We start from the raw sequence: 17,891 nt of genomic DNA on the forward strand, positions 1-17,891 counted from the left end.
GCGCGGCGTTCCCGCGCGGCTTGTTCGCGCTCGCGCGCGACGTCCTGTTCGCGCGCGGCGCGGACGGACTCTGGGCTGGGACCGGCGTCGGTGCTCGACGTCATGGGGTCGCTCCTGCGGGTGGATCAGGCCTTTACGGCAGGCGGGAGGGGCTGGCTCGCGCCTTCGGTATTCAACGGCCGGGATGTCGGCGTCGAGAATGGACGCCGGAGTCGGAATGCGCCGAGCTACCGGAGGCGATCCGGCAGACAGCGGTCACTGCAGACACGCTTGTAGTCGACGTGGCGTCGCGCCACCAGTCGTACTCCAAGCCCAGTCATGGAGCCTATTGTGCCATGTCAGCGGGGTCGTTCGGACCACGGGCCCATATTTTCCGCAGATTCGGGGGAAATTCCCTGGACGGCCGCTCAGTTTTGTGAAATAGCTCATAGATCAATGCGCCGAAACCGCCGCGGCGGTCTCGGTATTGACCTCGAGTTAAGTTCGGGTTGCAGGATCGTTCGCATGACAACGACACAGACCGATGAGCTCGAGGCGATCCGCGATATCGTCGCCACCGTCGAGCACGCGCAGCAGAACGAACTGGTCGACGAGTTCGTCGCGCTGTTCCATCCCGACGCCATCTGGACGACCGGGCACGGGAAGCTGCTCGACGGCCGCGACGCCATCGCCGAGTTCACCGCCAAGGCGCTGCCCGGTGCCATGCGCGACGGCACCGCGACCTACGAGGTGGTGCTGGTGCGTTTCCTGCGCCCCGACGTGGCCGCGGTCAAGATCCGCCAGCGGTACCTGGACCTCTCGGGCAAGGTCACGGCCGAGGGCTCGCCCCTGTACGTGATGACCAAGGTGGATGGCCGCTGGCTCCTCACCGTGTGCCAGAACACGGTCGTGCAGGGGGACTGACGCGGCTACTGCATCAACGCGACATGCGGGTGGTCCGGGGACTTCGGGCACGTACGGATGATCTGGTCGTAGCCGCCGCGGATATCGACGCCGCTCGGGTGCGCCCAGTTGGGGTCCACGAAGTCGATGATGCCGCCGGGAAGGAGTTCGCAGGGAATCCAGTGCGGGAATTCGGTGCGCCACTCCTCGTAGGCGATCGTCAGGAGCGGTTCGGTCGGGGTGCCGCAGGCCGGGCAGGGCTGGGGATAGGGGTCCTGCATCCCCCACCTGATCCCGCCGCCGACCTTCCATCCGGGTGCGATGCACAGCTCGCGGTATACGCCGGCGCCGTCGTCGAAATCGTCCTGTCCGGTACCGGGGATCGGAGGTGCGATCCACTGCTGTACCCGGTTGTACAGCTCGGTCTCGAGTTCCAACTGGTGGGGGTACTCGACGATCCGCTCCGGGTCGATCACACACGGCTCCGGTACGTAGTCCGGGCTCTGGACCGATGTCGGTTCCGGGGGATCGGAGAGAATGTCGGTGACCGACGCGGCCGACCGCCAGAACAGCACCGTCTTGGGCATACCCGCGTACACGGGACCGTCGTCGTGGTCGAACGGGCACCAGAGCACCTGCAGCAGGTCGGCGCCCGCGGGCGGGCGTAGACCGGGCACGTCTCGCGTGTACAGCTGGGCGACCGGCAACATCGCGATCGGCCCCCGCGGCATCGCGTACCGATAGTCGAGCCCATCGAGTACGTCCTGCTCCTGCGGAGTGCGTTCCCTGCTGCGTGAGGCCACCTCGATCCGCCTCTTCAGCCGTGCATCCGAAGGCGACAGCAACCGGAAGTACCAATCCGGGTGCCCGGCAACACCACCGGGCCCGGCCCCTCGTCGTGCGGGCCGCTGCAATGGGGCCACGGTTCCGACGCGGGCCACAGCAGCGGTCCACCGACCGAACTGTCGTGCGCGGTGGGTTCGCCGGGGCTCGGATGCAGGCGCGTCGCGGGGCGGGCCAGCGGCGCCAGATCGGGGAAGACCGCCTCGAGGTCGACCGGCCGGGGCGGAGTTGTGCGAGTCATGAATTCCGTTCGAGAGATAGCGGGCGGTGGTAGGTTTCCTCCACATTGTGATGAATTGGCGACAGATCATGGGGGCGGCGGTCGATCCCGCTCGAAATCGGTACCGGGAGTTCGTGCGCCGGGGCCGGGCCCGTGTCTCCTGGCAGCTCTCCCGCATCCGTGAAATGAATTCGGTTGCGCGGGTGCGGTTTCCGCGACTGCCGGTCGAGGAGCGGTGGCCGACGGGGCGTTCGGTGCTCGTGACCGTACCGCTGGCCGGGCTGTTGGTCGGCATCGCGGTGACGATCTTCATCCGGGCGATAGTCGTGGTATCCGGTTGGGGCACAGAGCCGCTCGTGGTGACCGCGGGTGGTGTGGGCCTCGCCGTCGCATCGATGGGCCTGCTGACCATGGGGCTGGGCATATTTCGCGAGGTGGTGCCGCGATCGTCGATCGTGTTCGGCCATCCGGTGCGCAGGTGCTCGGATGTGGACCGGGGCGCGGGTGTCCGGGTGAGCCAGCCGACCAGGATCTTTCCGCTGGTCTCGACTCTGCTGGGGTTCATCGTTTTCGGGCAGGCATGCTGGTGGGCGCGATCGGTCGGCGGCGAATTTCCGGCACTCGGCTACGACTGGTCGACCGCCGCCCTGGTCGGCTCGGTGGTGCTGCTCGTCGCCCTGGTACTGGTGCTGTTCGCCGCCCGCTCGCGCATTCATGTCGAGCTGTATCCGTCGGGTGTCGTCCGGCGTAATCCCTTGCGGGACTTGCGGGAAAAGGACCGCTTCGTGTCCTGGGACGATATCGCGGGAGTGGACAGCAGAACGCAGTACGTCGCGAGTTACCTGCGCGAGGGGCCCACCATCGTCCTGCGTCTCACCGATTCGGCGGCACCGGTGGCCAACCGATTGTTCGACAGGGTCGGCGAATTCGGTATCCCGGCCTACACGGCGAGATGCGAGTCCAACCTGCTGCTGACCCTGTTCGAGCACCTGGTCGAGGAGCCCACCGCCCGCCGCCTGCTGGCCGCCGAGGGCGTGCAGAAGTGGTTCGACACGCACCACCATTTCCCGGCGCGGCCTACCGCGCCGGAACCCGCCGCGCTGGGTCGGTAGGCGGGCCGCAGCGATTCACCGCAGGGCCAAGGGTTTTCGGGCTGAGCGGCCGTCGCCGGGCGCGACGGCCTGCCCGGGTCGGCCTACGCAACCGGCGCGGCCGCGTTGTCGCCCTTGGCCCGCAACAACTCCGGACGGTGCTTGCCGTCCTTGAACCAGTGGTGCTTGCCGGGCTTCTGCGCCTCGGTCGCCAGGTGGTTGATACCCGCCTCGCAAGCGAATTCCTTGAGCTTCTTTCCCGTGAAACCCTTGAAGTACAACCGCATTCCGGTCTCGTCCTTATGACCGAGCTGGTAGATCCCGGCGTTCCGGCCGATGCTCAGGCACATGGCGGGGAACGACATGTCGATCGGCGCGGGCTGCTCACCCGCGATCCGGTGCAGCAGGGTGTCGGCGGCATGCGCCCCCAGGCAGTACGCGGTGTAGGCGCTCATCCGGAACGGCAGGTCCGACGGTGCCGACGAGTCGCCCGCCGCGACAATGCGCTCGTCGTCGACGCTGGTCAGCGTCTCGTCGGTGAGCAGACGGCCGACGGCATCGGTGCTCAGCCCACTGCGCGCGGCCAGGTCGGGTACGCCGAATCCTGCGGTCCAGACGGTGACGTCACTCGCCAGCGTCCGGCCGTCGGCGAGCTCCACGGCGTCGCGGGTCACCGCGGTGACGGTCGCATCGGCGCCTTCGATCACGGTCACGCCCAGCTTCGCCAGGTACTTGTGCGCCGTGCGCCGCGCCTTGGGGTGCAGGTACGGGACGAGCGCGCTGCCGCAGACCAGGGTGACCTTGCGTCCCTGCTCGGCCAACTCGGCGGCGGTCTCGATCCCGGTCGGGCCGCCGCCGATCACGGTCACCGCGGCCGTCATGGGCGTATCGAAGAGCGCCGAACGCAGTCGCTGGGCCGCCTCCAAAGTCGCTACGGGATAGGCGAATTCGGCAGCACCCGGTACCCGCGGGGCCGGAGTTCCGCTGCCCACCGCGTAGACCAGGTAGTCGTAGCCGATGCTGTCGCCCTCGGCCAGGATCACCTTGCGTTCGTCCGTGTCGATCCGCGTCACGTTGTCGACCACCAGCCGGACGCCGTCGGCCAGGATGTTCCTGTAATCGACGACGGCGTCATGGGTTCCGCCCACCACCTGATGCAGCCGCAGCCGCGGGACGAAGACCTGGCGGGAGTTGATCACGGTAACCCGCACGTCGTCGCGCTGGGTCAGGCGGTTGGCCGCCATCACACCGGCGTATCCGCCACCGATCACGACGACTTCGTAGGTGTTGCTCATTGTCTTTCCTTCGTTCGGTGAGGCGTTCGGGCACAAGACACCGGGTTCCCCACCGCTGTGACAGGTGGTGACGGGGGTCACAGTTGTCGGCGTTGAAGTCGCGCTGCATCCCCGATGGCGGGGCACGATCGCTGGAGAGGGCGCGAAGCTGAACTAAACCGCCGACGAATGGGACGCGTTCGCCGAAGGTATCGCCGACGGTCAGTTCGACCGCCGCTGAAGGCGGACCGTCACTTTTCATCTCGAGATTCCTGTTCCCGTTCGCCTGAGCCGGGTTTGAACGGGCCGGGCGCCTTGGCTCAGCTTGCTTCGTTCACACGGCGGCACAGGACGTCGGCGTCGTCGGTGCTGGCGAGGATGGTGCGGGCCCGCACTCGCTTCCACCCCTGCGTGCGGGCCGGGACCTCGGTGGCCAGTTCGATGCGCACGAGCGGAGACGACGGGGCGCGGACCACGGTCAGCAGGGCCGATTCCTCGTCGAAGTCGAGACCGAGTTGGGCGGGGTTGCGAAGGTCTGCTTTGTAGGGGCGGATGTTGACGACGGCTGACAGCGGGATGTCAACGGAGGCAAGCCATCCGAACCGGAGTCGCAGAGTGGTGGAGTCCAGGCGGAACGAGCCCCACAGGGGTGAGACCAATGCGGCGATAACCAGCAGGGTGAAGGCCGCCGCGACGGCGTCTACGGCAGTGGCCGGTGCAGGCGGCAGGTATGCGGTTGCGAGGAAGTGCAATACGGCGGCCTCGAGTAGGCCGAGGACAACCACTCCGGCAGCGAGCGCCGCCCAACCACCCCTGTGCCCCAAACCTATTCGCGTCATAGACCTGCATCTCCTGCGCTTGCTGATGATCGATGATCAGCGTTCACGCGATAGCAACTTCACCCACCGGCCACCTATCCGACTCCTCGACCCCCAATTGTCCGGCGAATGCCGCCAAACCGGTACTGAGGGCGGCGCTTCCGCCCTGCTCACTTCGAGCCCGCGAACGTCCACCTACCGGTCGGCAGAGCCGACATTCCCGCACCCCCTGTTCGTTCCCGCACCCGTTGCAAACGCGTGTACGGCGTGCGAGAACCTGTACGGGGTGCGGGAATCGGGTCTCTGCCGACCGGTAGATGCGTGTCGCACAAGTGATCCAGTCGGCGGAGCGAGCGGGACCCTGGATGTGGCTGCGATGGTCGCCCGGCCGGTGATCGACCTGAACAGCCTATCGGTCGAGTCGTTTCCGGTAGGCGCGCTGCTGGCAGGCTCGTGAGCAGTAGATGCGCGGCCTTCCCGAGGTCGGTTGCTGCATCGACTTCCCGCACATCGAACAAGTTTCATCACGAGTTTCGTCACTTTGGCTGGCGATGAGCATTCCGATGCCATCGAGCACCCGGGCCAGCCCGAACTCGAACGGAGTCTCCGGGTCGTCGTAGCCGCCCTCCTCCCACAGGGCCGTGAGCGTCGGGTAGCTGTCGAGCCGCTGGTAGAGCGTGTCGCGAGCACCCCACCAGGCCTGCTCGCTCACCCCGCTCTGCCGTTCCTGCCGTGCCGTTTCCACCAGCGTCCGAGCCTCGGCGTCGACGAACCGGCCCACCAGATTCACCGCGGCGATCACTTGCGCGGTCGTGAGGCCGGTGCCCACGAGCGTGCTGAGCATGTGGTCGTAGTAGGCGATGCCGTTGGGGCCGGGCAGGTGGCGGCTGCCGCGCACCTCGGCCATCCATGGGTGCCGTCTCCGCAGCTCCCATCCGCTGCGGGCACACGACTCCAGTCGCGACCGCCAGCCGTCTTCGGCGGCGGCCGGAGGGTGAATCTCCCCGTACGCGGTATCCACCATGAGATCGACGAGCTGGTCGCGTCCGGGCACGTGACGGTAGAGCGACATGGTGGTGAAGCCGAGCCGTTCGGCGATCTTGCGCATCGACAGCCCGTCCAGACCCTCGGCATCGGCCAATTCGATGGCGGCGCGCACGATCCTGCTCGGGCTCAGTCCAGGGCGCGGCTCGGGTTCATGCTCCCGCCACAGCAACTCCACCCCGAGGTCGGGGTCCTCGGCACTGCCATCGGCCATTGACACTCCTTTCGTCTATAGTGTTATATCGTGTGTACACCATATACACACGAAGGGTGGCTCTATGTCGGAGTTCTATGTCGATCCCCATGGTGACGATTCGTGGCCGGGAACCGAAGGTCAGCCGTTCGCCACGCTCGGCAGGGCTGCGCGCGCCGCCCGAGAGGCCGCCGACACGGCCGTGGTTCAGCTCAGGGCAGGTCGGCACGTCCTGGACGAACCTCTGGAGGTCACCGCGGGGAACGTCGTCTTCCAGGCCTACGGCTACGGGACCGCCGAGCAGGAGGAAGTCGTCGTCAGCGGCGGCCGACGCATCACCGGCTGGCGCGTACGTGACGGGGTCTGGCTGGCCGATGTCGGCGAGCTGGATACCCGCCAGCTCTACGTCGACGGTCGCAGGGCCGAGCGCGCCGGCATCGATATGCTCCCCGGCGCTGTGACCAGTACCGAAGCGGGTTACGTCACGGACATCACGCTGAACTGGCGGAGCCCGGCCGATGTGGAATTCGTCTACCGGGGGATCTATCCCTGGACCGAGGCGCGCTGCGCGGTCGCCACGACCGTCACCGCACACGGCTCCACAACCATCACGATGGCGCAGCCGGCTTTCGCCCGCGCCAAGGACCTGTACAACTTCGCTTGGGAGGGGCACACCTCGCGCGGCCCGGGCTTACCCACCCGGGTCGAGAACGACCCCGCCTTTCTCACCGAACCCGGCACCTTCGTCCTGGACCGTTCGAATCCCGGCCACCACGTCCTGCACTACCTGCCACGTCCTGCGGAAGACCCTGAACAGACCCGGGTGATCGCCCCTGTCCTAGAGGTGTTGTTGCACATCACCGACGCGACGGGCGTCGCATTGCGCGGGCTGGTCTTCGCCGAAGCCACCTGGCGGCGCCCCCGCGCGGACGGTTTTCTGCACTATCACGGCGGCGGCTACTACGAAGGCGGCCCGGTCGACACGGTCACCATCGCGGAAGGCCAGTGGGTGACCGTCCCGCGGGAATCGGCCACGATCCCCGCCTGCGTCCGCGTCGAGGACAGCACGGACGTCCGTGTCGAGGGCTGCCGGTTCACCCGATTGGGCGCCACCGGGCTCGGGCTCACCAAGGGCGCGAACCTCATCGTGCGCGGCTGCGACTTCGGCACTCTCGCGGCCTCCGGCATCACGGCCACCGGCAGCCAGGACGTGCTGATCGAAGACAACCGCGTCCACCAGATCGGTCTGGACTACTCCGGTTCACCCGGCATCGCTGTCAGCGATACCCGCGACTGCACCGTGAGCCGCAACCAGATCACGAACGTCCCGCACTGCGGCATCGTCGGCGGTCCGGCGCGCGGCACTCGCATCCTGCACAACCTCGTCACCGACACCATGACGACTCTGGCCGACGGGGGCGGAATCTACGTGTCCGGCCCCCAGGGCGACGGCCCGGACAACGGCGCGCTCATCCGCGGCAACGTCATTGCGGACACCCGTACCCCTTACAACTTCGGCCTCTACACCGACTACGGCGTCTGCTGGGCGACCGTCGAGAACAACGTCGTCGTGCGCGCCGACAACACCGCTGTCCTGCACGTCGCGCCGCCCCTGGAGAACGTCGTCTACCAGGACAACTTCTGGGACGCCGACCCCTTGGGCAGCGACGACGTGCCCGCGGGCGTCACCTACGAGCGCAATACCACCATCACCGAACCACACGACCTGGACACCGCCACCCACACCATCCAAGCCCAAGCGGGCCTCCTGCACCCCCGCTGAACACGGAGGTACACGGTCGCGTGCCGCCCGGCCGGTGTACCGGGCGGCTCAGCCACCGAGCGAATGTCGAAACGACGTCAGGCATTGGCTTTTCATTGCTCGTTGCTGATGGGGGCAGCCATGAGTTCGATCCGGTCGACGAGGCGTGAGCAGTCGACCGGGCCGGTGGTGTCGACGACCAGGGTGGCTGTGAGTTCGAGTGGCGCAGCCTGCGCGACCCAGGTGTCCCAGTCGTTGACGAGCCGTTGTTCGTCTTGATAGACGGCAGAGCGGTTTCTGCTGGCGTAGCGGGCTTTTGCCGTGTCGGCGGGGACGTCGCACCAGATCTCGACGGCGTGCGAGGCTCCGGTGTTCCGGATTCCGGTCCGGGCGAAGTGCAGGTCGCGTGGTTTGAACCACCAGGAGTCGATGACGACGGTGCCCGGGATGGCTTGTGCGAGAGCCCAGACGGTGTCCATCGCGATTCCGCCGAGTGCGTCCAGATCGGCGGCGTCGTGCATGCAGGCCGCGAGGGCCTCCTTGACGGTGTCCTTCGACAAGAACTCGGCATTCAACGCCCGGGCAAGCGACCGGCCCAGCGTCGACTTGCCCGAGCCGGGAAGGCCGTTGACCAGCACCAGGAGTTTGCCCATCGAATCATCATGACGAACCGACCGGGGGTGGCGCGATGGTCGTCGAGCGTGATCGGGCCACCGCTGCGGACGTCCGGCCCGAATGAGCTCGATCGGTGGCCGGAGGCAGTGACGAACCGCGGGTTCTGCCGGTAATGCGATGGCTCGTTACCTTTGCGCGGCGATGACCTGCCCGGTACCGTCAGATCGAGCTTTGACGGGGGCGGAAAGCCGGTCCGACCCCAGTGGTACGGCACCGGCGCGAGAGGACGAGATGGCGAGCTGGGGGAAGGTAGTGCGGGGCGCGGCTCTCGGGGCCGGGGTTGTCGCACTGGTGGCGGGGTGCAACTCTGACGGCGGCGGGACGGACGGGACCACGAAAGCGTCGGCGACATCGACTGTCGCGGCGGATGTTCCGGCGGGGTTCGATGCGTGCAAGGACATCCCACAATCGGTTCTTCAATCGGAGCAGTTGAAGAACAAGGGCGTCGATAGCAAGGATGGGAACGGTGGGGTCAAATGGCGCGGCTGCATCTGGGTCCAGTCCGGAGGGGACGGCTACGGCGGAACGATCGACACCACCAACATCACGTTGCCAATGGTTCGCGCCAACAAGGAGTTCACGGTTGCCGAGGAATTGTCGGTTTCGGGTCGGCCAGCACTCACGTATGCCCTTAGCGGGCAGGACCTTCGCGCTCACTGCATCCTGAGTGTCGAGATGAAAGGCGGCAGCCTGGAGGTGAGCATCGATAACCCGTCCTCTGCGAAACAAACTGCGGGACAGCACTCCTGCGACATCGCGAAGCGCCTTGCTGGACAGATCGTTCCGGCAATTCCGGCAAGTCTCTAGCTTGAAGCTCGGCACCGGTCGGTCACGACCGGAGGTTACTGGGGAGGACCGCAAATTATGGCTGATGACACCAAGCCGCCGGGCCCGTTGACCGACTTGATCAAGGACGCCCAAGACGGAAACCTGACGGTCACCTTCGGTGGGGGCGGTCAGGGAGCGGACGCGGTTCGAGTCAACGCAGACGAGTTCGTCTACATAGACCGTGACTGTGACGCCTTCAAGGAAGAGATCAGAGCATTGCAGATTCTTGCGCAGCGGATCTCGGATCGGAATCCTTGGGGTCTTGGGGAGACCACGGACGGACTGACGTCGGCGAGCGCTCTGGTCGGCCGTTTCCGCGGCAAGGCAAAGATCGTCGATGGCGCCAAGGATGGTTCCAACAATGTCTACGACATCCTCGAACAGCACTATCAGATAGTCGATGAGATCCAGACCCTGCATAGAACCATCGCCCAGAAATTCATAGAAACCGATCAGGCGTTCGCAGCCGAGTACAACAAACTGATGGCAGACAAGCCTCCAAGTCAGATCGGGACGACGCTGGTGCAGCCAGGGGTCACGGCGCCACCTGCCGTAGGAGCACCCAAGTGACCGGTGAGAACGAGCCTCCGAAGATCACCGGCGGCGGAGAGCATACCGACAGCTGGAAGCACTCGCGGATCTACAACGCGTTCAACCCGTTGGTCACAGACGAGGCGAACAAGAGTGTCGCTGAGTACGCGGAGATCTCGCGGCGCTGGAGTTCGGCTGCGGAGCTGTTTGCCAACAGGATTCGGCACTCCAGCGAGGCCGCCTGGGAAGGCCAGGCTGCGACTAAATCGCGCGAGGCGATCGGCAATTACGCCCAGCGTGCTCTCGACCTATCGCTGCCACTGCACAACCTCGCTCAGCGGATCTCCACTGCGATCGATGGCGTCAACAATACGAAGAACGCCGTGGACAAACCCCCGGATGGCGGGTCCTGGTACAACCCTCGGAGCTGGGCGGTCGGGCCTTTTCACGGCCCGAGTTCCCAGAGTGTGCGCAACGACTGCGAGAATGCCGCGCGGGAGGCGATGAAGAACCATTACGTCGCTAATTTCCTGCAGGCGGATCAGCAGATTCCTGTGCTTCCGGTTCCGGACAGCCCGACGAATCCGCTGTACAAGCCGCCGGAGAAAACGGACCAGCCCTATGTCCCGCCGACGGGGGACGGGACGGACGACCCCGGCGGTACCGGGGGCACCGGCGGGACGAGCGGGACCAGTGATCCGACGCAGCAGACCGGTGAAGAACCCGCGGGAACTACCGAGGACTCGTCGACCACCGACTCGTCGACCACCGACTCGTCGAGCGACGACTCGTCGACGAATCCGGCGAGTGCGGCGGCTACCGAGCCGACCTCGACCACGCCGAGCGGCGCCGGCACACCGACCACGTCCAGCGGCTTCTCCGGCGGCACGGGCGGCTCGGGCGGCGGTGCCGGAGGCGGTGCGGGCGGTGGCATCGGCGGGCTCGGCGGCGGCGTTCCCGGCGCGGGGACGGGCGGGCCCGGTCGCAGCGTGGCCGGTGGGCAGCCCGGTGCGGGTACGGGCCTGGCCGCTGCCGCCGGTGGGGGAGCGGCGGCCGGCAAAGGCATGTCGGGCATGCCGCCCATGGGTGGAATGGGCGGCGCCCGCGGCAAATCCGAGGACGACGAGAAGGACCGCGACATCCCCGAGTGGCTCCGGAACATGGAGAACGCCGAGGAACTGCTCGGCCCCGACCCGAGGACGATTCCCGGCGGCGTGATCGGCGGCGACTACGCCGATCCACCCCCGTCCAGCTGATCGTGGCGCGGTGACCCGCGAGACCGCACCGCCACGAGACCGCGCCCGCCACAACAGTTTCCACGCGAATTTCCTCGTCTCGATGTCCGCCCCACTTCGGTGACATCGGTTCACGCACGATCTGATTGGACGACCACCACGATGGCCGAATGGAGTTGGGACCCGGACGATTTCGCTGTGCTCTGGTACAGCGACGCGAACGACCGCTTCCCGCATCCGCTGCACTACACCAGCCGTCTGGCCAGCAACGACGAGGTCGCGGCGCATCGCAACGCCGTGCGCGCGCGGTACGACGCCGACGAGACCGAGCGCATCACCCTCGCGCTGCACACCCTCACCTCCTGCGACCTCCGCATCGAAATCGGCGGTGAGTCAACGGTTCTCGGTAAGGGTAAGCCCCGGGAGTACCGCATTCTCGGGGCGAGGACGCCGTATCACGCGGTGATGCTCACCCAGACGGCCGCCGACGGCGTCGACGGCCCCATCCGCTGCCGCCTGTTCCGCCCCGAACAGCTCCCGGCGCGCCTGGCCGCCATCCTGCCGTCGGTGCCGCCCGGCAGCGGCAAGCCCGACACCTTCCACGTCGACGAATTGCGTTCCCGCGACGACGGTTACAGCAGCCGCAACAGTCCGCGCGAGCGCTTCGACCGGCTCACTCAGCGCCCGTTCGACGGCAGCGGCGCCGCGGGTCTGCTCGCCGGATATCTGCACAGCCGCCCCGACCCCTGGTACGCCATGGGCTGGTTCGATGTCACCGGCGACGGCCGCTACGTACAACAGCAGACCCGCGAACACATCACGGTCCGCCCCGCCACCACCCAGGACCTCACGAGCCACTTCGAAACTTGGATAGAACGTTCCCTGCAACGCCTCCGCGAAGACGAACCAGCCACCTGGTAGCGGATGATCCGAGGGGATTCTCGCTCCCTGTTCTCGTGCGCCGTTTGTGGCACACGTCATAGGCGGAAACGAACTCCGTTGCCGAGCTGTTGGCGGTGTCGCGTACTTGAGCAGCGTCGGCCGTTGTCACAAAACAGCGGTATCCGGTGTCTGGTGGGTGACACTGACCAGAACGAACAGGAGCCGCCATGCCCGGCACGTCCCAGACCTCGCCCGAACATCGTGAGGGCCCGGACCCCGCCACCGAGGCGTTCGTCACCCACCGCAGGCTGCTGTTCACCGTCGCCTACGAGATGCTCGGTTCGGCCGTCGACGCGGAGGACGTGCTGCAGGAGACCTGGTTGCGCTGGGCGGGTGTCGATCTCGGCATCGTGCAGGATCAGCGCGCCTACCTGGTCCGGATCGCCACGCGCCAGGCGCTGATCCGGCTGCGCACGCTCGGCCGCCGCCGGGAGTCCTATGTCGGCCCGTGGCTGCCCGAGCCGTTGCTCACCACGCCCGACGTGGCCGAGGACGTCGAGCTGGCCGACAGCGTCTCGATGGCGATGCTGCTCGTGCTCGAGACGCTCGCGCCGACCGAACGCGCGGTCTTCGTGCTGCGCGAGGTGTTCGACCTCGGCTACGACGAGATCGCCGAGGCCGTCGACAAGAGCCCGGCCGCGGTCCGCCAGATCGCCCACCGCGCACGGTCACACGTCGCCGCCCGCCGTCCGCGCGGGGAGGTGTCCCCGGCCGAATCCCGGGAGGCGCTCGAGGCGTTCCAGCGCGCGATCGAGACGGGCGACCTGCAGGGCCTGCTCGACCGACTCGCGCCGGACGTGGTGTTCCTGGGCGACGGCGGCGGAGTCGAACAGGCCGCGCTGCAACCGATCGTGGGCGCCGACCCGGTGGCCGGACTGCTCACCGCCGCGCTGCCACGGATCGGCCGCGAGCTGTCGGTCGAACTCGCGCAGATCAACGGCTACCCCGCCCTGGTGCTGCGACGGGACGGCGAGATCGACACTGTCATGGCGGTGCGGCTCGACGACGGCCTCATCACCGGCCTCTACTCCGTGCGTAACCCCGAGAAGCTGTCGCATGTGGACCAGGAGATCGCGCTGGGCCGCTGATACCGCTTCTCTGGCGGACCCGCCCGGGATCGCGCGGATGAGGCGGGAGGCGCCGGGGTGATGCGCCCCCTACGCGGCGCGCGGTGCGGGCTCGGGCTTGCCGAGCAGTTCGGCCCTCAGGTCGCGGTGCGCCGCGCACCGGTGGAACGGCCCGGGCGTGACGAACGCGGGGTCCAGCCGCTGCACGAAGGTGAGATTGTCACGGCGCCAGCAATCGATGCACACCAGCTTGTCCATGTCGCTCTCCTCGGCTCGCGTCGAACATGAATCGTGTGGGTGGAGTTCCCGCTGCGCCGCCGGAATCGGACATCCGTATCCATCAAGCGGCCGGATTGTTACCGACTCCCCGTCCCCGTCGCAGATCACAGTCGGCCGCTGGGCAGACTGGAGAGGTGACTGCGATTGCCGGTGAGCGCGTACCCGAGCCCGACTCGTCCGAGTTCGTGCTGCGCGATTTCGGCGGCGGGCCCTTCGGCATCTACATCCACGTGCCGTTCTGCGCCACCCGGTGCGGGTACTGCGATTTCAACACCTATACGGCCGGTGAACTGGGCAGTTCCGCCTCTCCGCAGTCCTGGATGGCGGCGCTGCGGGGCGAATTGTCCACGGCCGCACGACTGTTCGGCGAGCTGCCGAGCCCGCAGCCGGCGGTGTCGACGGTCTTCGTCGGCGGCGGGACGCCGTCGCTGCTCGGCGGTGACGGCCTGGCCGAGGTGCTCGACGCGGTCCGCGCGGACTTCACGCTCGCCGCCGACGCCGAGATAACGACCGAATCGAATCCGGAATCGACCTCGCCCCGATTCTTCGAGCGTATCCGGGAGGCGGGCTTCACCAGGGTGTCGCTGGGCATGCAGTCGGCGGCCGAACATGTACTGCGGGTGCTCGACCGCACCCACACGCCCGGCCGCGCCGTCGACGCGGCGCGTGAGGCGCGGGCGGCCGGATTCGACCATGTGAATCTCGACCTCATCTACGGCACGCCCGGCGAGACCGACGCCGACCTGGACGCCAGCCTGGACGCCGTCCTCGCCGCCGGTGTCGACCACGTGTCCGCGTACTCGCTGATCGTCGAGGACGGCACGGCCCTCGCCCGCCGGGTGCGCCGCGGCGAACTGCCCGCCCCCGACGACGACGTCCTCGCCGCCCGCTACGAGCGCATCGACGCCCGCCTGGCCGCGGCCGGTCTCACCTGGTACGAGGTATCCAACTGGGCCGCAACCGATTCCGCCCGCTGTCGCCACAACCTCGGCTACTGGGACGGCGGCGACTGGCTCGGCGCGGGCCCGGGCGCGCACAGTCATCTCGGCGGTATCCGGTGGTGGAATGTGAAGCATCCGTCCCGGTACGCGCACCGGGTGCGCGAGGGCGGGCTGCCCGCGGCGGGGTGGGAGGCGCTGACCGCCGAAGAGCGGCACACCGAGCGCGTGATGCTCACCGCGCGGCTGCGCACTGGCCTGCGGCTCGCCGACCTGGAGGAATCCGAACGCCGGTCCGCCGATCGGGTGATCGCCGACGGCCTGGCCGTGCGGTCCGGCGACCACCTGCTCCTGACCGATCGCGGGCGGCTGCTGGCCGATGCCGTGGTCCGCACACTGCTGACCTGATCGTGCCGCCCGCTCTGCACCGATCGCGCACCACAAGGGCGACGGACAGGATCCGGGAGCTGCCACAGGGCGGGTTCGGTTTGGATCGTTGGGCCGGAGCGACCGGGCCCCGGGGTGTAGCGTTCGGTGCAACCCCGAGGAGTCTCATGTCCCAGGCACGTCGCATCACCCTTGTCCACGAGCAGAGCGAGTTCGCCGAAACGCGCGCCGCGGAGAAGGCCGAAGCCGCACGTCGCAGTGCGATGGCCGCCCGAGCCGTCGCCAGTTACGCCACCGACGCCGACGACTGCACATCGCTGCTGGCCATGCTGGGGCTGGACGCCGCCGCCGGCAAGCTCGCCGGCTCCGACTAGACCCGCCGAATCCGGCCGCCGCGCCGTCGCGACCCGACGGGGCGAACGGCCGCGCGCCGGGCCACCGAACCCGCACCGGACCCGCCGAGTGCCCTCCGACGCCGAAGCCACGCAGGTCAGGACGCATGCGCAGGTGATCTGCCCGCGTGCAACTAAACTGGAGTTCGGATGAACCCGGATCCGCGTGATCGTGCTGTGCCCTGACACGACTCACGCACCCGGCGGACCGAGGGCGAGAGCAAGGAGGTGGGGCCGATGCCGAGCACGGAGCAACGGCGGATCGAGGTCCTGCGTGCGATCGTCGCCGACTACATCGCCACCAAGGAGCCGATCGGCTCGAAGACCCTGGTCGACCGGCACAACCTGGGCGTCTCCAGCGCCACCGTGCGCAACGATATGGCCGTGCTGGAGGCCGAGGGCTACATCACCCAGCAACACACCAGTTCGGGCCGCATTCCCACCGACAAGGGCTACCGCCAGTTCGTCGACCACATCGCCGAGGTGAAGCCGCTGTCGCCCGCGGAGCGCCGCGCCATCATGGAATTCCTGGAAAGCGGCGTCGACCTCGACGATGTGCTGCGCCGCGGGGTGCGGCTGCTGGCCCAGCTGACCCGCCAGGTCGCGATGGTGCAGTATCCGACCGTCTCGGCCTCGACGGTCCGCCACCTCGAGGTCGTCGCGCTCAATCCGGCGCGGCTGCTGCTGGTGGTGATCACCGACACCGGCCGCGTCGATCAGCGGCTGGTCGAGCTGGGCTCCGTCGTGGACGACGAGGACCTGGCGGTGCTGCGCGCGATGCTCGGCCAGGCCATGGACGGCAAGCGCCTCGCCGCGGCCTCCGCGTCGGTGGCCGAACTGCCCGAACATGCCCCGGTGCGGTTGCGTGACGTGCTGGTGCGGGTGTCGACGGTACTGGTGGAGACGCTGGTCGAGCACCCGGAGGAGCGGCTGGTACTGGGCGGCACCGCCAATCTCACCCGCAACGTCGGCGACTTCGGTTTCCCCGGCTCGCTGCGTTCGGTGCTGGAGGCGCTCGAGGAGCAGGTGATCGTGCTGAAACTGCTGGCCGCCGCGCAGCAGCCGGGCACCGTGACGGTGCAGATCGGTGAGGAGACCCAGGTGGAGCAGATGCGCGGAACCTCGGTGGTGTCCACGGGGTACGGTGTGTTGCCGGGTACCGTGCTCGGGGGGATGGGAGTGCTGGGACCCACCCGCATGGACTACCCCGGGACCATTGCTTCGGTGGCTGCGGTCGCCCGATACATCGGCGAGGTACTCGCCGAGCGTTGAGCCAGCCGCGGCCGCGCGGCCGCGAACGGAACAGATTCGGAACAGGACTAGAGACACAAGTGGCACGGGACTACTACGGAATTCTCGGCGTCGGCCGCAATGCGAGCGACCAGGAGATCAAGCGCGCCTACCGCAAGCTGGCGCGGGAACTGCACCCCGACGTCAATCCCGACGCCGACGCGCAGGAGAAGTTCCGCGACGTATCGACCGCCTACGAGGTCCTCAGCGACCCGGAGAAACGGCGCATCGTCGATATGGGCGGGGATCCGATGGAGTCCGCGGGCGCCGGCGGCGGCTTCTCCGGTGCCGGATTCGGCGGCCTGGGCGACGTGTTCGAGGCGTTCTTCGGCGGCATGGGTGCCGCCGGTGGTCAGCGGCGGCCGCGCGGGCGGGTGCAGCCGGGCGCGGATTCGCTGCTGCGGACCCGGTTGTCGCTGGCCGAATGCGCGGTCGGCGTCACCAAGCATCTGACCGTGGACACCGCGGTGCTGTGCGACCTGTGTCAGGGCGCGGGCACCAACGGCAACTCCAAACCGGTGCGCTGCGAAACCTGCGGCGGCGCGGGCGAGGTGCAGACGGTGCAGCGGTCGTTCCTGGGCCAGGTGATGACCTCGCGTCCGTGCCCGACCTGCCGCGGCACCGGCGAGACCATCCCGGATCCGTGCCGCAAGTGCGGCGGCGACGGCCGGGTGCGGTCACGCCGCGAGATCGCCGCGCCGATTCCGGCGGGCGTCGCGAACGGCATGCGGGTGCGGCTGGCCGCGCAGGGCGAGATCGGGCCCGGCGGCGGCCCCGCCGGTGACCTGTACGTCGAGATCGTCGAGCAGCCGCACGACACGTTCGTCCGCGACGGCGACGACCTGCACTGCACGATCCGGGTGCCGATGGTGGACGCCGCGCTCGGCACCACCGTCGTCATCGACACGATCCTCGACGGCCCGACCGAGCTGTCGATCCCCGCGGGCACTCAGCCCGGCGAGGTGTCGGTGCTGCGCGGGCACGGCATGCCGAAGCTGCGCTCCAGCGCGCGCGGAGACCTGGTCGCGCACCTGGACATCGTGGTGCCGACGAAGCTGGACAACAAGCAGTCCGAACTGCTGCGCAAGTACAAGTCGACGCGCAACGGTGAGCGGACCGAGGTGCTGTCGGCGCAGTCCGAGCACAACAGCGGCCTGTTCGCGCGGCTGCGGGCCTCGTTCAGCGGACGCTGAATCCGGC

At 67.9% G+C, this 17,891-nt stretch carries 19 protein-coding genes; 12 read left to right on the forward strand and 7 right to left on the reverse strand.

The window, feature by feature from the left end; genetic code table 11:
• Positions 1–504: 504 nt before the first annotated feature.
• On the forward strand, positions 505–903 hold the full coding sequence (locus NM1_RS07135) for an SgcJ/EcaC family oxidoreductase (protein WP_068015397.1): 399 nt from the start codon (positions 505–507) through the stop codon (positions 901–903).
• Between the two features lie 5 nt (positions 904–908).
• Here NM1_RS07135 and NM1_RS07140 read toward each other — a convergent pair whose 3' ends face one another.
• Both NM1_RS07140 and NM1_RS43510 read right to left on the reverse strand, forming a co-directional pair.
• Positions 909–1,685 carry a hypothetical protein gene (locus NM1_RS07140; RefSeq protein WP_211339333.1) on the reverse strand — a complete coding sequence of 259 codons (777 nt, stop codon included), beginning with the start codon at positions 1,683–1,685 and terminating at the stop codon, positions 909–911.
• Between the two features lie 14 nt (positions 1,686–1,699).
• On the reverse strand, positions 1,700–1,966 hold the full coding sequence (locus NM1_RS43510) for a hypothetical protein (RefSeq protein ID WP_211339332.1): 267 nt from the start codon (positions 1,964–1,966) through the stop codon (positions 1,700–1,702).
• A 164-nt stretch (positions 1,967–2,130) separates the two neighbouring features.
• On the opposite strand from NM1_RS43510, the gene NM1_RS07145 reads away from it, so the two are divergent.
• A complete protein-coding gene (locus NM1_RS07145) occupies positions 2,131–3,057 on the forward strand; it encodes a hypothetical protein (RefSeq protein ID WP_147288863.1) in 927 nt (308 codons plus the stop codon).
• An 83-nt stretch (positions 3,058–3,140) separates the two neighbouring features.
• Here the strand turns inward: NM1_RS07145 and NM1_RS07150 are convergent, their stop codons facing one another.
• From NM1_RS07150 to NM1_RS07160, 3 genes are all read right to left on the reverse strand, one after another.
• A complete protein-coding gene (locus tag NM1_RS07150) occupies positions 3,141–4,331 on the reverse strand; it encodes an NAD(P)/FAD-dependent oxidoreductase (protein WP_068015406.1) in 1,191 nt (396 codons plus the stop codon).
• 299 nt (positions 4,332–4,630) lie between these two features.
• The gene (locus tag NM1_RS07155) at positions 4,631–5,149 is read right to left on the reverse strand and encodes a hypothetical protein (RefSeq protein WP_147288862.1); all 519 of its coding nucleotides are present in this window, start codon (positions 5,147–5,149) and stop codon (positions 4,631–4,633) included.
• Between the two features lie 388 nt (positions 5,150–5,537).
• The gene (locus tag NM1_RS07160; RefSeq protein WP_068015411.1) at positions 5,538–6,386 is read right to left on the reverse strand and encodes a TetR/AcrR family transcriptional regulator; all 849 of its coding nucleotides are present in this window, start codon (positions 6,384–6,386) and stop codon (positions 5,538–5,540) included.
• A gap of 64 nt (positions 6,387–6,450) precedes the next feature.
• Here NM1_RS07160 and NM1_RS07165 point away from each other — a divergent pair, with 64 nt between their 5' ends.
• Positions 6,451–8,148, forward strand: coding sequence for a right-handed parallel beta-helix repeat-containing protein (locus tag NM1_RS07165; RefSeq protein WP_068015413.1), 1,698 nt, complete (start codon positions 6,451–6,453; stop codon positions 8,146–8,148).
• A gap of 92 nt (positions 8,149–8,240) precedes the next feature.
• Here NM1_RS07165 and NM1_RS07170 read toward each other — a convergent pair whose 3' ends face one another.
• Positions 8,241–8,780 (reverse strand): P-loop nucleotide/nucleoside kinase family protein, encoded by a 540-nt coding sequence (locus NM1_RS07170; RefSeq protein ID WP_084519238.1) that lies wholly within the window; start codon positions 8,778–8,780, stop codon positions 8,241–8,243.
• A 253-nt stretch (positions 8,781–9,033) separates the two neighbouring features.
• Here NM1_RS07170 and NM1_RS07175 point away from each other — a divergent pair, with 253 nt between their 5' ends.
• The 5 genes from NM1_RS07175 (at position 9,034) to NM1_RS07195 (ending at position 13,426) form a co-directional block, all read left to right on the forward strand.
• A complete protein-coding gene (locus tag NM1_RS07175; protein WP_068015415.1) occupies positions 9,034–9,609 on the forward strand; it encodes a DUF3558 domain-containing protein in 576 nt (191 codons plus the stop codon).
• 57 nt (positions 9,610–9,666) lie between these two features.
• A complete protein-coding gene (locus NM1_RS07180) occupies positions 9,667–10,200 on the forward strand; it encodes a hypothetical protein (protein WP_068015417.1) in 534 nt (177 codons plus the stop codon).
• Positions 10,197–11,417: a hypothetical protein gene (locus tag NM1_RS41995; RefSeq protein WP_068015420.1), complete on the forward strand. Its 1,221-nt coding sequence runs from the start codon at positions 10,197–10,199 to the stop codon at positions 11,415–11,417. The genes NM1_RS07180 and NM1_RS41995 overlap by 4 nt, the downstream gene beginning before the upstream one ends.
• Positions 11,418–11,558: 141 nt before the next feature.
• Entirely contained in the window at positions 11,559–12,317 is a 759-nt protein-coding gene (locus NM1_RS07190; protein WP_068015426.1) for an ESX secretion-associated protein EspG, read from the forward strand.
• A gap of 188 nt (positions 12,318–12,505) precedes the next feature.
• Positions 12,506–13,426, forward strand: coding sequence for an RNA polymerase sigma-70 factor (locus NM1_RS07195; protein ID WP_068015429.1), 921 nt, complete (start codon positions 12,506–12,508; stop codon positions 13,424–13,426).
• A gap of 69 nt (positions 13,427–13,495) precedes the next feature.
• On the opposite strand, the gene NM1_RS42000 is transcribed toward NM1_RS07195, so the two are convergent.
• Positions 13,496–13,663: a hypothetical protein gene (locus tag NM1_RS42000; RefSeq protein ID WP_157123866.1), complete on the reverse strand. Its 168-nt coding sequence runs from the start codon at positions 13,661–13,663 to the stop codon at positions 13,496–13,498.
• 164 nt (positions 13,664–13,827) lie between these two features.
• Here NM1_RS42000 and hemW point away from each other — a divergent pair, with 164 nt between their 5' ends.
• The 4 genes from hemW to dnaJ all read left to right on the forward strand — a co-directional run bounded on the left by hemW (position 13,828) and on the right by dnaJ (position 17,884).
• On the forward strand, positions 13,828–15,030 hold the full coding sequence (gene hemW, locus NM1_RS07200) for a radical SAM family heme chaperone HemW (protein WP_084519248.1): 1,203 nt from the start codon (positions 13,828–13,830) through the stop codon (positions 15,028–15,030).
• 146 nt (positions 15,031–15,176) lie between these two features.
• The gene (locus NM1_RS07205) at positions 15,177–15,383 is read left to right on the forward strand and encodes a hypothetical protein (RefSeq protein WP_068015432.1); all 207 of its coding nucleotides are present in this window, start codon (positions 15,177–15,179) and stop codon (positions 15,381–15,383) included.
• A 255-nt stretch (positions 15,384–15,638) separates the two neighbouring features.
• Complete coding sequence (hrcA, locus tag NM1_RS07210; RefSeq protein WP_068015435.1) at positions 15,639–16,673, forward strand: heat-inducible transcriptional repressor HrcA; 1,035 nt, start codon at positions 15,639–15,641, stop codon at positions 16,671–16,673.
• Positions 16,674–16,732: 59 nt separating this feature from the next.
• Positions 16,733–17,884: a molecular chaperone DnaJ gene (gene dnaJ / locus NM1_RS07215; protein WP_068015437.1), complete on the forward strand. Its 1,152-nt coding sequence runs from the start codon at positions 16,733–16,735 to the stop codon at positions 17,882–17,884.
• Positions 17,885–17,891: the final 7 nt, after the last annotated feature.

The sequence above is a fragment of the Nocardia mexicana NBRC 108244 genome, from assembly GCF_001613165.1.
In the GTDB taxonomy this organism is placed as follows: Bacteria; Actinomycetota; Actinomycetes; order Mycobacteriales; family Mycobacteriaceae; genus Nocardia; species Nocardia mexicana.

Bases quoted from the DNA above. Each gene is read 5' to 3' on its own strand.
- NM1_RS07195 (WP_068015429.1), top strand. From the start codon at position 12,506: ATGCCCGGCACGTCCCAGACCTCGCCCGAACATCGTGAGGGCCCGGAC.
- NM1_RS43510 (WP_211339332.1), bottom strand. From the start codon at position 1,966: ATGACTCGCACAACTCCGCCCCGGCCGGTCGACCTCGAGGCGGTCTTC.
- NM1_RS07170 (WP_084519238.1), bottom strand. From the start codon at position 8,780: ATGGGCAAACTCCTGGTGCTGGTCAACGGCCTTCCCGGCTCGGGCAAG.
- NM1_RS07135 (WP_068015397.1), top strand. From the start codon at position 505: ATGACAACGACACAGACCGATGAGCTCGAGGCGATCCGCGATATCGTC.
- NM1_RS07180 (WP_068015417.1), top strand. From the start codon at position 9,667: ATGGCTGATGACACCAAGCCGCCGGGCCCGTTGACCGACTTGATCAAG.
- NM1_RS42000 (WP_157123866.1), bottom strand. From the start codon at position 13,663: ATGGACAAGCTGGTGTGCATCGATTGCTGGCGCCGTGACAATCTCACC.
- NM1_RS07155 (WP_147288862.1), bottom strand. From the start codon at position 5,149: ATGACGCGAATAGGTTTGGGGCACAGGGGTGGTTGGGCGGCGCTCGCT.
- NM1_RS07145 (WP_147288863.1), top strand. From the start codon at position 2,131: ATGAATTCGGTTGCGCGGGTGCGGTTTCCGCGACTGCCGGTCGAGGAG.
- NM1_RS07190 (WP_068015426.1), top strand. From the start codon at position 11,559: ATGGCCGAATGGAGTTGGGACCCGGACGATTTCGCTGTGCTCTGGTAC.
- NM1_RS07175 (WP_068015415.1), top strand. From the start codon at position 9,034: ATGGCGAGCTGGGGGAAGGTAGTGCGGGGCGCGGCTCTCGGGGCCGGG.
- NM1_RS07150 (WP_068015406.1), bottom strand. From the start codon at position 4,331: ATGAGCAACACCTACGAAGTCGTCGTGATCGGTGGCGGATACGCCGGT.
- NM1_RS07205 (WP_068015432.1), top strand. From the start codon at position 15,177: ATGTCCCAGGCACGTCGCATCACCCTTGTCCACGAGCAGAGCGAGTTC.
- hrcA (WP_068015435.1), top strand. From the start codon at position 15,639: ATGCCGAGCACGGAGCAACGGCGGATCGAGGTCCTGCGTGCGATCGTC.
- NM1_RS07160 (WP_068015411.1), bottom strand. From the start codon at position 6,386: ATGGCCGATGGCAGTGCCGAGGACCCCGACCTCGGGGTGGAGTTGCTG.
- NM1_RS07165 (WP_068015413.1), top strand. From the start codon at position 6,451: ATGTCGGAGTTCTATGTCGATCCCCATGGTGACGATTCGTGGCCGGGA.